Source organism: Peptoniphilus raoultii, from assembly GCF_900099555.1.
GTDB classification, from domain to species: domain Bacteria; phylum Bacillota; class Clostridia; order Tissierellales; family Peptoniphilaceae; genus Peptoniphilus_A; species Peptoniphilus_A raoultii.
This window is the reverse complement of record NZ_FMWM01000002.1, coordinates 813001-826672: the sequence shown is the minus strand read 5'-3', so window position 1 is coordinate 826672 and position 13672 is coordinate 813001. Positions and strand designations below refer to the sequence as shown.

The following is a 13672-nucleotide window of genomic DNA, read 5'->3' as shown; positions in this document are numbered from 1 at the left end:
AGTCCTCCTAATAAATTTTCTGTATTACTATCACAAGAGCAATCATCAAAGCTCCTAATAGTCCAATCAACAAATCCGTTGTTCTAAACCTCAATTTTGTTAATGTAACCCTGTTCTCATCACTATCAAGTCCTCTAATGAGTGCTGAAGCTGACAGTTCATCTGAAATCTTAATCATTCTCATTAAAAGCGGAACAAGCGTATATTCAATATATTTAATTGGATGTAGCAAGGGGAAAAATCTACTTGTTACGATTCCTCGAATCTTCATATTCTCTTTTAATGCCTTGAGTTCTATTTTTATAGTTGGTACAAACCTAAGCAAAACACTAAAAGGTATACCAATGCTTCTTGGTACTTTCATTCTATTTAATGCTTCAAGCATTTCACTTACACTTGTAGTCTTTGTTATATATCCACCAAACATAGCAATTAAGGTCATCCTTGATGCAAAGTAAATAAACATATATATTGCAAATACGATACTTGCTTCACAAAACTTTCCAAGCCATAACTCTATGCAGTATAAAATCACAAAAAACAAAATAAAGCGTAATGCTCTTTTCCACATACTGCTGTATACATACAGAAAAAAGGCAAAGAGAATCAGTCCGAAAAGTAGAATTGTATCGCTTATAAAAAAGCTCGTAAATCCAACAATTGGAAGTAGAGTAAGTTTTATTCTCGGATCGACTGTTTTTCTATCCATCAAGTTATCTACCTCCTCTCATCTTGTCCAATATGAGAATTTTATTACTTTCACTCATATTCAAAACACTTTCTATTTTTCCATCTCCCATTACCCAGAGCTTACTCACTGTGTTCGCTAAAAACTCAAAATCATGACTTATCACCAAAACTGTTGTTCCATTTTTTAATTGTTCTTCAATTAATTTTGCCACTGAAAGCATTGAGTCTTTATCACAACCTGATGTTGGTTCATCATAGATAAAAACTTTTGCCTGTTTCATCATTCCACAAGCTATTGTGAGTCTTTGTTTTTCTCCTCTTGATAAAGCAAACGGATGCTTATCAATGTATTTATCTAAGCCAAGTACATTCAAAATAGACTTTGCCTTTTGAGTATTTTCTTTTTTATCTTTACTTGAAATACCAAGCAGCATTTCATCAAGTACACTTTCCGAAAACAACTGATAGTCTGAATCTTGAAAGACAAAATATGACATATCCATTAAATCTTTATGATTAAGCGAATTATCTTTCCCCGTCCATATCTTCCCCTCTTTTATCTTCTCAAGTCCTGAAATCACTCTTGCAAAGGTAGTTTTTCCGGTACCATTTAAGCCGATAAGACCAATGGCTATTCCGCACTCCATATTAAAATCAAGATGATTTAAAATGTACTGTTTTTGCTTCTTTCCATCCTTAGCTACATTCGGATAGCAAAATCTCAAGCCTTTTCCGTTTATACTTTCATCATTTAATTGATATGAGTCTTTCTTCTCACTTATCCTATATTCTTCTAATTCAAGAGTTCTTAGTCCATTCTCATCCCAAAACTCCCCTTCAAGATGAATAACTTCTTCCCGACTCAAGTCCAGTGCAATTTCTCCATCTTTCACCAAAAGAAAACGGTCAAATAAAGATTTTACATAGTACAAACGATGTTCAATTAGAACAACTGTTGTTCCTTTTTTCTTTAATTTTTCCAAAATTAAAAATAGGTCAAATGTTGCTTTCATATCCAAATTTGCTGAAGGTTCATCTAAAATTAAAACTTTCGGATTCATCGCATAGATACTTGCAATAGCTATCTTTTGTTTCTGTCCGCTTGATAATTCAAAAACAGATTTTCCTTTCAGTTCCTCAATATCCAGTTCTGCATATACTTCTTCTACTCTCTGTTTTATTTCATCTCTTGATTTGCAAATGGTTTGAAGCCCAAAAGCTATTTCTTCATCTGTCGTTGTCGTAAAAAATTGACTTCTTGGATCTTGAAATACAGTCCCTACAATATGCCCTATTTCATGAAGCGATAATTTGCTTATATCTTTTCCGGACGCAAAGGCTTCCCCTTTCATTTTGCCTTTGTAATAATGTGGAATAAGACCATTCATCACACTTCCAAGAGTACTTTTACCACTTCCACTTTTCCCTGAAATTAAAACAAATTCACCTTTTCTAATTTCAAGATTGACATTTTTTAAAGCAGTTCGTCCATCTTCCCATTCATAATAAACATTTTTTAGCAAAATCATGGTTATACCTCATACTGAGCTTTCCATAATTTTGTGTAGTAACCATTTTTTGCAAGAAGTTCGCCATGCTTTCCTTTTTCAAGTAAATTTCCTTTTTGAAATACGAGAATTTGGTCAGCTTTTTGAATTGTTTTTAAATGATGAGCCACTACAAGTACAGTTCTATTCTTTGCAAGTTCTGTAATAGCATCCTGTATCAAAGATTCGTTTACAGGATCAACATTACTTGTCATTTCATCAAGAATTAAAATCGGTGCATCTTTTAGAAAAGCTCTTGCAATAGATATTCTTTGTCTTTGTCCACCTGATAAAATTCCTCCATTTTCGCCAATATCAGTTTCATAACCTTTTGGTAAGCTCATAATGAAATCATGTATCCTTGCCTTCTTTGCAGCTTTAATGATTTCCTCTTTTGTAGCTCCTTTTTTACCTACTCTAATATTTTCTTCAATCGTGTTATCGAATAGTTGAACATTTTGCATGACAATACTGATACGATCCAAAAGCTCATCATAAGGAATATCCCTTATATCAGTTCCTCCGAGTGTAATTTTCCCTTTATGCACATCATAAAATCTTAGAAGTAAGTTTGTTATAGTAGTCTTTCCACTACCTGATTCTCCAACTAAGGCTGTCATTGTTTTTTCAGCAATAGAAAAACTCAATTTTTCCATTTTAAATTCATCTTTTTCATAGGAAAAATCTATGTTTTCAAAAGCTATATCATTATCTTTCGGAACAATTCCATTCACTTTATCCGGGATTACATCTGCATATAAAATTCTTGAAAGTCTTTCGTAACTATCTACCGCCGAAACATAGTACATATAGTGTTGTTCCATAGAAGCGAACGGCTTATAAAACTCTTTTGAAATTACCGCAAAGATAATAAAATTAAGCACATCGAGATTTCCCTTTATAACAAGTATTGCTCCAGAGGTTAAAAGAACTAAATATCCAATATCCAGTAAAAAACCAAATATAGATAACTGTTTTGCCTTGAATCTTGAAGCTGCTTTACTTGTTTCTCCGAACTTTTTCGTTTTGTTCATAAGCTCATTATCTAAGCTCTTATTGTTTGAAAAACTCTTTAGTACAGGTATTCCTCTAACATATTCAACAAATAAGCTAACCATATCAAGAAGTGCTGAGTTGTTCTGATTTTCTATTTTTTCAGATTGCTTAATTGTCAGATATAGAAAGATAAGTGCAATCGGAACAGATACAGCCATAATAATAGCAAGTTTGAAATCAATACTTGCAAGACCAACAAATACGACTGCACCTATCAAAAAATCACCAAACATTCTTGACCACATGTGTCCTACAACAAGGGACATATTATCAACATCTTTGTGTAAAATTGTATTGATCTCGCCCAGTCTTTCGTTGGTATAAAATCCTAAGCTGAATTTTTTTAATTTGATAATCATGCGTTCTCTGATTTGCTGAACAATATCAAAACCTGCACTATGCTTTTTCATATCTGCAACCATATTACAAATACCTTTGAACACTACAAGTAATCCAATCGCAATAAAATATTTATATAGACTTGCTAAGCTCGTTCCATCGAATATTTGGAACAGTATAGAAAATACGATCACAATCATAGCTATGGAGCTTAGTCCATAAAGGGCAAAGAATACACTCGATATAATCAAATCTCTCTTGCCGGTTTTTGTAAGTAGTTTTAACATTTCTCTAAACATTTTCTGTTACCACCTCTTTCAAATTCCATCTATCTACCTTGTTCTGTGCTTCAACCATATCCTTATAGAACTCACATCTTTTCATCAGCTCTTCATGGCTTCCTGCATCAAGAACAACACCCTTATCCATAACAATAATTTGGTCTGAATCTCTAATCGTATTTAGATGATGAGCAATTGTAATGATGGTTTTATCCTTGCTTAAATCGTCAATTGCTTCGCCGATAAGTCTTTCATTTTCACTATCAACAGCCGCCATTGCTTCATCTAATATTAAAATCGGTGCATTTTTCAGTATCATTCTTGCTATAGAGATTCTTTGTTTTTCTCCACCGGATAACTTAACTCCCATTTCACCTACTCGTGTTTCATATCCATTTGGCAATGCTGAAATAAAATTATGGCATCTTGCTTTTTTAGCAGCTTCTATGACTTCTTCTTTTGTTGCATTTAGTTTTCCAATTGCTATATTTTCAAAAATACTTAAGTCAAAAAGGATAACTTCTTGTTGCACACTACCAATCAGCATTGAGATATTTTCTTGACTATATTCTTTTATATCTTTTCCATTTATCAGTATTTGTCCTTCATCTGCATCCCAAAATCCCATAAGCAAATTAGATACCGTACTCTTTCCACAACCGCTTGCTCCTACAAAGGCGTTCAAACTATTTTTCTTAAAATTCAAATTGATATTTTTAAGCTCAAAGCTATCTTTTCCGTATGCAAAATTCACATCTTTAAATTCTATGTTTCCAAATTCTAAACCTTGTTCTGTCTTTTTGTTTGGAAGTGGAACTGTTAATACTTTCCCTATCGCCTTTAACGCTTCCTTAAACACAATAGAAAAATGTTGCAATGTAGCTGTCTTACTTATAGAAGCAGTAAAAGCAGACGATAAAATAATGGCAAGGATAAAATTAGGCGTTGTAATATTTCCATGATAAAGAAATATGCTTCCCAAAATCATGACAATAACCACTCCAATTTCCATAAATATGTCAATGAGTCCCATTGGAATTGTAACCATCCCCATGCTCTTTTTAACCCAGTAAATATATTCTCTTGCCGTTTTTAATGTTCTTTCACTAATTTCCTCTTCTTTAGCAAAAGCCTTAATCACAGAAATATTTTTTACATATTCCATTAGCTCTTCTCTCATTCTGTTTTCATGATTGAAGTAAATCGCAAAGTTTTTATCCATTGTTTTCTGTGAAAGAACTTTTACCAAATACATGAGTGGAACTCCGGCAATCATCCCAAGAGCAAGACGCCAATCCACAAAAATCATAGCTACAAAAATAATGGTAGGTAGAAGTGTAACTGACATTATTTCAGGGAGACCATGAGCAAGATATACTTCCACTTGTTCTACATCATGTTGGACAATGTTGGTAAGCTCTCCTGTATTATGTTCTTTAAAGAATCCCAAACTTAGTTTTTTCAGATGACCGATAATATCTAACCTAAGTTCTGTTAATTTTTCGTATGCTTTCTCATGGGCAACCTTTGTTGCAAAATAATAAAACACTCCTTTTAATACAAACGATATAAAGATTCCCAAAAATATATACTTTAAATTACCTTCGTTAATATTGTTTGTAATTAAAGAACTAATCAAATATACGAGTAAGATTTGTGGTATCAAATCAAATACTATTTTTAAAGCAAGAAGTGAATTGGATAAACCGTTTTTCCCAATCACTTTTTTTCTTAATTCTTTTTCCGGCATGAACAACTCTCCTTTCAAAATTGAATAATATTGAATTTTAATTCAGTATTAAGGTTTAAAGTAAGACTTTGCTGATTACGCAAAGTCTATTTTTTTGTGCTGATTATAGGGATTCCACTCCCTTGTAATAACACCTTGCAATAAGTTTTAGCATATCTTTTGCCCACTTTTCACTTTGATAATGCCTTGCTATTTCAAGAAGTCCCTCTGTAAAGTTACTGGCTAAAATATGGGCAAGCATTGGATCATATTCCTGTTTCGATTGTCTTTTTAAACTTACTTCAATATGAACCTGCATTTGTGATATGAGTTTTTGTTTTGCTTCTGTATGCTTTGTACCTGAGCTTTTATCCATTAAAATAATTAACTTCTTACGATCTTTTAAAAGTTCATGAATATAATTTTCTCCAACCTCATCAAACCTTTCAGAAGCAGAACCTTTTTCCAAAGATTCTTCCTCATTAAAAGCTGACTCGAAGTTTATATAAACAGAACTTACTACTGCATCAAACAAAACTTCCTTATTTTTGAAATAGGTATAAATGAGTGCCACAGGAATATCTGCTTCTTTTGCAATTTCTGTTAATTTGGCACCTCTATAATCCTTTTTATAAAATACTTTTTCTGCTGCTTCGAGTATTCTATTTCTAACTTCTTCTTTTAATACTTGTGCCATAGCACACCTCTTTCTATTCCAATACTGAATATATATTTAATAATAAATCAAAATTCAATATTTGTCAAGATAGGTTTAAATATTTGTTTTTATATACTCACTCACCGGTATCCCCACTCTTTTCAAAACCTTTATTTTCTCCTGTTTCTTCTGTTCTCTCCTTGCCTTATATTTATCTTCATACTCTTTCTGTTTTCCGCTTGCTTTTCGTTTCAGGTAATTTTGATGTAGCTTGTCTTTTCTTTTCTTTATTTTTCTTTCTTCTTCCTCAAGTTTTTGTTTTTCTTCATCACTTAACTCCGCCTGTGGCAGTTCATAATTTCCTATGAAATTAAAGTAAATTTCTATCTTTTGCTTTGATGTCTGACTTCCTTTTCTATCTCTTTCGTGTACGATAATTTTTTCTACAAACTCATTTATCATTGTAGTTGTAAGTTCATCAAAGTTTTCATAACGACTGATAAGAGATATAAATTTTCTTGCTCTGTCTGTTTCTTTTTCATATCTTGAAACCTGCTGCTCCAAGTCCTTAATTTCTTTACTTAAAGCTACCTGCTCCGTTTCATATTGATTATTAAGGATTTCATAGCGATTATTCGGTATTTTATTCAGGATCATATCTTCGTAAATTCTGCACATCAGTCGTTCGAGTTCCTGAAGTCTGTTTTGGCTTTCCGTTAATCTTATCTTTTCCTTTTCTATCTCTATTTTTTCTTTTTCTTCCATTTCATTTTGAATGGAACGGATAAAGGCTTCATTATCTTCATCAAGATAATTTTTTATATCTTTTAATGTTTCTTGGATAAGGTTTAAGACTACTTCTGCTTTTATCCTGTGAGCTGATGGACATAGCGTTCCGCAAGGCACTTTCTTATAATTACTGCAAACATAATAAGGAATATTCTTATAGTTATTTGTCCTATGAACATACATCTTGCTCCCGCAATCTGCACAATACATCAATCCTGTTAGTGGGTGATATTCGCCCCAACCATCAGGATACCTTTTTACATTTCCTCTTATCCTTTGCACATTATCAAAGGTTTCTTGGTCTATGATTGCTTCGTGAGTATTTTCAAAGATGAGCCATTTATCTTCGGATACATATTTACTTTTCTTATCCTTGAAATGCTTTCTTGTTTTAAAGTTAACTGTATGCCCTAAGTATTCTTTTTTCTTTAAGATACTGGCAATTGTGGAACTACACCAACGATAAGGATATTCAAAGTTTTTGCTTTGATGTAATCCATATCCCATTTTTTGCTGATGATAAGCGGGTATATCTATCTTATCTGCTTCCAGTATCTTTGCTATTTTGTATGGTCCTGCTCCGTCCATTGTAAGATTAAATATTCGTCTTACTATCTCGGCTGCTTTTTCATCTACAACCCACTTATCTTTGTCTTTTTCATCTTTGATGTAGCCATAAGGTGGAGTGCTTGCCGTATGCTTTCCGCTTTCTCCTTTTGATCTAAATGTAGATTGTATTTTTCTTGAAGTATCTCTTGCATACCATTCATTCATAATATTTCTAAAAGGGGTAAAATCATCTTCTCTGTAAAAGCTGTCTACATTGTCATTGATAGCAATCAGTCTTACGCCCTTTTGTCTTAATATCTCCATACATTGACCGACTTTGAGATAATCTCTGCCAAGTCTACTCATATCCTTTACGATGATACAACCGATATTTCCAGTATTTACTCCATTCATCATTTCCATAAAGCCTGGTCTATCAAACTGTGTCCCGCTTATTCCGTCATCTGTAAAATGGATGATGTTGGTTAAATTATTCTTACTTGCATATTCTTCAAGGATTTTCTTTTGATTAACGATTGAGTTACTTTCTCCTTCAAGTTCATCATCTCGACTTAATCTCTCATAGAGTGCTGTTATCTTTTCAAAATTCCTCATTTTTACCCCCTTTCCCTTAATTTCTTAAATAAAAAAGAATTAAGAAGTACATGTTTCACTAAAACAGTGATTAAGTGTTCTCCTTAATTCTATTACTCCTGCTGCAAGCTTATATTTCTTATATTGCTTAACTGCAAAATGACTTGGGTCTTTCTTTTCAAGTGCTTCAAAGAGCCTATCAATTGGGTTCATATAGGTTTCATCATCTTCTCTGACTTCACTTGCATCAATCATATCTAAAAGCGTCTTAAAATTCTTTTCTTCTTCTGGTGCTTCATAATAGATATAACCGATTAGGGCAGTGTAATATAACTTTTCTACCTTTGCCCAAAAATCTTCTCCTGCCTTTTCTCCATCTCCCTTGGTGTTGGCAATTATGGTTTGGACAAGCTTTAAAATATCTTTTTCTGATCGAAGATAAGCAAAGGGATTGTATTTCATAGATTTTTTGAAATTGATGGTATTTAGAATTTTAATCTCATATCCATTATCTTCAAGCATCTTTCCACACTCAAGGACTATTGTTCCTTTTGGGAAGATTTGTCAAGGACATAAACAAAAATTTTTTGATAAATTTACATCTTCTCTGTTTCTCTCTTGATTAGCTTTAATATTTTATCCTTGTATGTTTCGCCTGTACCTTGCTTAAAATGTAGATTTACAGTGTATTTTGTCTTTCCAATATCCATAATTAACTGTTTATTGGTTGGTGCTTGTATTTCTCTTTTTTCTTCTTCCATGTTTCTTCCTTTCCATTTTTAGACGAAGAAAAAACAGTAAACCTTTTATGATTTACTGTTTCGTAAGTTGATATGTTATAGATTTTATTTAGTTGCTTGAGTTAAACAAACTCAATTTTATTTATAGCCATCTTCATCATATCATCGCCTATCTTTGCAAGTAAGCGATGAGAGAAACGAATATTGGGGCTTTTCATGTCATAGTAACCTAACATATAGCCTTTTGAGGTGATTTTTATTTTGTCCGACCAGTTAAGCTCTTGCATTGTATTATTTGTATAGAATAATCCTTCTACATCGCTGATACCCATATTCTTTAGTATCTTTGACATCATTAGCTTTAAACCAAGCTTGCCTACACTATCAAAAATCAAGCCGCCTCCTACATATCTTTTAGAAAGCTCTAAAACCAAATCCTTTACTTCGTTTCTCTTAAAATAATGAAATACCCCTGCCGCAAAGAAAATAACTCCATTTGAACCGTCTACTTCGTTCATCCATGAATAATCTTTTAAATCACAGGCAACATTTTTTTCTCTTTCATAATTTGAAATAAGCCGATTACGAACCTCTATAACATCAGGAAAATCTACATTGACCATTTTACAACTTCCATTATCACAAGCTTTTCCTGTTTCGTCCAATCCGCAACCGAGATTTACAACAGTTGCCTTTGGATAAGTCTTTAGATATTCTTTGATTTCCCACATAATATCCAACTGACGCATTGCCGCTTCAAGTGATCCGAATTCATATAAAAACGAATTATTTTTTCTCTCTAATTCTGAAAAATCATAATCCAAACTATCGCATAAATTCTTTGCGAAAATGTCTGTATAAAGTTCAGGGAATTTTTCAGAACACATTTTTCTACCATAAAGTGGCACAAGCAATGTTTCCTGAACAGTATTCTTTTCTATCTTTACTTTTTGTATTTCAACACACCTCTTTGAGTTAATTGAAATTTTATTTCACTCTATATTTATATCATTATACCATTTTTTCACTTAGTTTTATAGGTCTAACTCATTCCTCTTTACCTGTGTTAGTCGCTTTTCTTGTTCCTGTAACTGCTCTATACAGATTTTAACTTTTTCTGCTTTTTCTACTTCTTCTCGTATTTCTAATATTTGATTGTATAGGCTCTTTTTCTCTTTCTTCATATTAGCAACTTCTGATTTCCATTTAGATATATTTAAGGTCTTGCTATCTCCTAAATGCTCTTTTAGATATTTTCTTGCACTCTCAAATAAAATAATCTCTGCTGTATGTTCGTTATAAAAATCTTCCTGTTTGCTTTTCTTTAACTTGGTATAAGCTTTGTATGTGTCTTTATGTTTCAAATATTTCTCTGCTTGGTCGATAAGCTGTACTCTGTCATTGATTTTCTTTTCGGTATCTTTTATTGCTCTTGTAGTCTTGTAATTCTTATCTTTTAATGCTGATATACTTTCTTTCAATTCGGATATTAATGTAATATTTTTCTCTTTCAAGAATTGATAACTTTCAATATATTTTTCTAAGTTTATATTACTATTATCTGCGTTTTCTTTTATGAGATGAGAGAGCATATCTGTTAAATCATTTTGTTTTGGTAGTGTGGTGGATTGTATAGCCATATCGTCCTGTTTATCTTTTGATGTATCATTATTTTTATCTTTCGTTAAACTCCTTATCCATCTCATTAAGGCTTTGATTCGTCTTGCAATTTCTCTTAATATCTTGTTTTGATGTTTGATTTCTCGGTTGATATTTCCTCTGTCGGTAACAATACCTTTTTTCTCCATTTGACTTGCTGATACGCCTAAATGAATGGTCGGTATTTGTTCTATACCTTGTCTTTGATAAGAGCGATGATCCACTTTTTCCTGTATGCTGTTTTCTTCAAGATATTTGTTTGTAATATCTGCCCATGCTTTTCGCCACTCCTCTGCTTTGTCTTGTTCGTTCCAATCAACTGTACTTATTTTTCTTGTTTTGTAATTGCCGTTTTTGAGTTTTACTTTTTCTCCGTTTCCATCAAGGATATATTCCTTTTTTGATTTTGCTCCCCATGTCTTATTTTCATTTAATGGTCGCATTGTAAGTAGAATATGTGCGTGTGGGTTTCCGTCATTTTTATCGTGTAGGGCAATATCGGCACACATACCTACTTTTACAAAATTTTCTTTTACATATTCTCTTACAAGTTCAATCTGTTTTTCTCGATTTAATTCTTTGGGTAATGCAATTTCTATTTCTCTTGCAAGCTGTGAGTTTTTACTTTTTTCTATTTTCTCAACACTATTCCATAATTTTCCTCTATCTAAAAATTCCTGTGGTGCATTTTGTGGTAATAGGATTTCAGTATGGGCTATTCCGCCTTTTCTTGTAAAGTCATGGACTATTCCGTCATATTCGTTTTTTATCTTTTCGCCACTACGATAAGCTGAAGCTGCTACTGCACTTTTATTTTTTCCTCTTGAGATAATCTTTATACTGAGATGATAGATTGCCATAAGAAAAAACCTCCTTTCCATTTTTGATATTGGTGTGGTGGCGATGATAAAGACTTACTAAAAAAATCGGATTGCTTTTATCCGATTTCTTTTGGTAAGTACACAAGGGGTAGGAAATTTATTTCCGTAGGGGAGTGTAGCTCCCCTGTATCAGCATTAGCTGATATGCCCTCTGCAAGAGCCTTCGGAGAACGCACACACCCTTTAGGGTGTATAAGTGCGCCCTTGTAAACAAGGGACTATTCCTCTGTTTCCGTTACTTCCTCTTGTGTTTCTGTAATTTTGTTTTCGCTTTGTTCTCGCTTCTCTATGATTTTTAAGATTTTTTGATTGACTAACTCTTTGATATTTGGGAATGTGATTAGCTGATAGAATTCATCTTTGGTAAAATCCTTGCTTTCAATAAAGATACTTTCAAAGACTGCTCCTTTTTCATAAAGGCGTCTATCTCTTTTCTTTCGTTCTTCCTGTTTCTGTTGACTGATGAGTTTTTTTCTCTTGTTTTGTAACTGCTTAATTTCTTCTTCTGCCATTAAAATTTTTTCATCTATGTTTTTCATTTTCTTTGTCCTTTCTTCTAAAATCTGAGCAACAAAAAAACAGTAAACCATTTTTGATTTACTGTTTCTGTGTTAGTCTTTTTCTAAACTTTGATTGTTTATTTCATTTATAATTGTATGATTTTATTGGCTATATCTTCTACAAATCGCTTATCGTGTTCCACAAATATGAGTGTAGGCTTTGCTTCTTTTATAATTTCCTCAATCTGTATTCTTGATATTACATCTATATAATTCAGTGGTTCGTCCCAAACAAATATATGAGCTGGCTTTGATAAACTTACAGCAATTAAAACTTTCTTTTTTTGTCCATCGCTATAGTTCTTCATATCCATTTCAAATAATTCTCTTACAAAATCTAATTTCCTAAGAATTGTTTTGCACAATGTTTCATCAACACCTTGCTTATGAATATACTCATTTAGGCTACCTGTTAAGTTAGATGTATCTTGAGGAATATACGATATTTTTAAATTACTTGCCGATTTTATTTCACCAATATACTCATGATGTAACCCTAATAAAATTTTAATCAAGGTTGATTTTCCACTACCATTTTGACCATATATAGCCACTATATCGCCTTGTTTTATCTCGAAACTTACATTGCTTAATATCTGTCTCTCTCCATAGCATGATGATAAATTGCTAACTGATATTAGAGGATTTTTATGATGATGTAATGGATGCAATAATAAACTTTCCTTTGTTTCAATATCTTTTAGTAAACTCTGTTTTTCTTCTATTGCCTTGTTTTGTCTATTCTCCAAATTCTTAGATTTTTTCATCATCTTGGCTGATTGATGACCTATATGTCCTTTGTCTGGTTTTACACCTGATACTTTCACACCATTTTTAGTATTTTCAATTTTATCAGACCAAATTTGACTTTGTCTTGCAGCCTCTTTTAATCGTTTAATATCTTTTCTTAATCTCTCATTTTGACTAATTTCAAATTTGTCTTTCATCACTTTGTTTTCATACCATGATGTAAAATTTCCCGATTGGACATCAATAGAATTCCTGTTAATAGAAATAACATGATTGATACAACCATCTAAAAAATCTCTATCATGAGATATAAGCAAAAATCCTTTTTTACTTTTCAGATATTCACTTACAATTTTTCTTCCGTCCATATCTAAATGGTTTGTTGGTTCATCAATAAGTAAAAAGCCATCTTCTCTTGTAAACAAAATAGCTAAAAGGATTTTTGTTTGTTCTCCTTTAGAAAGCGTTTCAAACTCTCTGTAAACAAGGTTCTCATCTACATTTAGCAAATTAAGTTCTCTAAATAATTTCCATTCTTCCTCATCTGATATTAGTTCTTTATATAACTCAATTCCTAATTTTGAAGTATCGCTTATATTTGGTGGAAATTTAATAAATTCAACATCCTTGCTTATTTTACCTTGATAAGTTTCTTGATTTAAAAGTAACTTAAATAGAGTTGATTTACCAATTCCATTTCTTCCTATCAATCCTATTTTCCAGTTTGTATCAAAGGAAAACGATACATTTTCAAATATAGGTTTTACATATCCATAATATGAGAAAGTGAGGTTTTCAATTTTAATTGCCGACATAAAAACACCCCCCTCACAATCCTATTTTGTTTAAT

At 32.3% G+C, this 13672-nt stretch carries 11 protein-coding genes and 1 pseudogene; all 12 read right to left on the bottom strand.

Annotation, left to right across the window (positions count from 1 at the left end):
* Positions 1–7: 7 nt before the first annotated feature.
* Entirely contained in the window at positions 8–712 is a 705-nt protein-coding gene (locus BQ4446_RS03940) for an energy-coupling factor transporter transmembrane component T (protein WP_025194627.1), read from the bottom strand.
* Position 713: 1 nt separating this feature from the next.
* The gene (locus BQ4446_RS03935) at positions 714–2219 is read right to left on the bottom strand and encodes an ABC transporter ATP-binding protein (protein ID WP_000601969.1); all 1506 of its coding nucleotides are present in this window, start codon (positions 2217–2219) and stop codon (positions 714–716) included.
* Between the two features lie 2 nt (positions 2220–2221).
* Positions 2222–3931 carry an ABC transporter ATP-binding protein gene (locus BQ4446_RS03930; protein ID WP_071026829.1) on the bottom strand — a complete coding sequence of 570 codons (1710 nt, stop codon included), beginning with the start codon at positions 3929–3931 and terminating at the stop codon, positions 2222–2224.
* Entirely contained in the window at positions 3924–5663 is a 1740-nt protein-coding gene (locus tag BQ4446_RS03925) for an ABC transporter ATP-binding protein (RefSeq protein ID WP_037328242.1), read from the bottom strand. The genes BQ4446_RS03930 and BQ4446_RS03925 overlap by 8 nt, the downstream gene beginning before the upstream one ends.
* A 103-nt stretch (positions 5664–5766) precedes the next feature.
* On the bottom strand, positions 5767–6339 hold the full coding sequence (locus tag BQ4446_RS03920) for a TetR/AcrR family transcriptional regulator (RefSeq protein ID WP_000079886.1): 573 nt from the start codon (positions 6337–6339) through the stop codon (positions 5767–5769).
* A gap of 75 nt (positions 6340–6414) precedes the next feature.
* A complete protein-coding gene (locus tag BQ4446_RS03915) occupies positions 6415–8253 on the bottom strand; it encodes a recombinase family protein (protein WP_071026827.1) in 1839 nt (612 codons plus the stop codon).
* Between the two features lie 96 nt (positions 8254–8349).
* A pseudogene (locus BQ4446_RS03910) lies at positions 8350–8787 on the bottom strand (type IV secretory system conjugative DNA transfer family protein); the annotation flags it as partial.
* A 41-nt stretch (positions 8788–8828) separates the two neighbouring features.
* The gene (locus BQ4446_RS03905) at positions 8829–8993 is read right to left on the bottom strand and encodes a transposon-encoded TnpW family protein (RefSeq protein ID WP_071026824.1); all 165 of its coding nucleotides are present in this window, start codon (positions 8991–8993) and stop codon (positions 8829–8831) included.
* A gap of 101 nt (positions 8994–9094) precedes the next feature.
* Positions 9095–9859, bottom strand: a complete 765-nt coding sequence (locus tag BQ4446_RS03900; protein WP_245149658.1) for a class I SAM-dependent methyltransferase — start codon at positions 9857–9859, stop codon at positions 9095–9097.
* A gap of 147 nt (positions 9860–10006) precedes the next feature.
* The gene (mobQ, locus tag BQ4446_RS03895; RefSeq protein WP_071026820.1) at positions 10007–11491 is read right to left on the bottom strand and encodes a MobQ family relaxase; all 1485 of its coding nucleotides are present in this window, start codon (positions 11489–11491) and stop codon (positions 10007–10009) included.
* Positions 11492–11730: 239 nt separating this feature from the next.
* Positions 11731–12051, bottom strand: coding sequence for a DUF3847 domain-containing protein (locus BQ4446_RS03890; RefSeq protein WP_018165296.1), 321 nt, complete (start codon positions 12049–12051; stop codon positions 11731–11733).
* A 107-nt stretch (positions 12052–12158) separates the two neighbouring features.
* On the bottom strand, positions 12159–13637 hold the full coding sequence (locus tag BQ4446_RS03885; RefSeq protein ID WP_071026818.1) for an Lsa family ABC-F type ribosomal protection protein: 1479 nt from the start codon (positions 13635–13637) through the stop codon (positions 12159–12161).
* Positions 13638–13672: the final 35 nt, after the last annotated feature.

Excerpts from the sequence above, each read along its gene's own strand:
- BQ4446_RS03935 (WP_000601969.1), bottom strand. The coding sequence starts at position 2,219 with ATGATTTTGCTAAAAAATGTTTATTATGAATGGGAAGATGGACGAACT.
- BQ4446_RS03930 (WP_071026829.1), bottom strand. The coding sequence starts at position 3,931 with ATGTTTAGAGAAATGTTAAAACTACTTACAAAAACCGGCAAGAGAGAT.
- BQ4446_RS03925 (WP_037328242.1), bottom strand. The coding sequence starts at position 5,663 with ATGCCGGAAAAAGAATTAAGAAAAAAAGTGATTGGGAAAAACGGTTTA.
- BQ4446_RS03920 (WP_000079886.1), bottom strand. The coding sequence starts at position 6,339 with ATGGCACAAGTATTAAAAGAAGAAGTTAGAAATAGAATACTCGAAGCA.
- BQ4446_RS03915 (WP_071026827.1), bottom strand. The coding sequence starts at position 8,253 with ATGAGGAATTTTGAAAAGATAACAGCACTCTATGAGAGATTAAGTCGA.
- BQ4446_RS03905 (WP_071026824.1), bottom strand. The coding sequence starts at position 8,993 with ATGGAAGAAGAAAAAAGAGAAATACAAGCACCAACCAATAAACAGTTA.
- BQ4446_RS03900 (WP_245149658.1), bottom strand. The coding sequence starts at position 9,859 with ATGTGTTCTGAAAAATTCCCTGAACTTTATACAGACATTTTCGCAAAG.
- mobQ (WP_071026820.1), bottom strand. The coding sequence starts at position 11,491 with ATGGCAATCTATCATCTCAGTATAAAGATTATCTCAAGAGGAAAAAAT.
- BQ4446_RS03890 (WP_018165296.1), bottom strand. The coding sequence starts at position 12,051 with ATGAAAAACATAGATGAAAAAATTTTAATGGCAGAAGAAGAAATTAAG.
- BQ4446_RS03885 (WP_071026818.1), bottom strand. The coding sequence starts at position 13,637 with ATGTCGGCAATTAAAATTGAAAACCTCACTTTCTCATATTATGGATAT.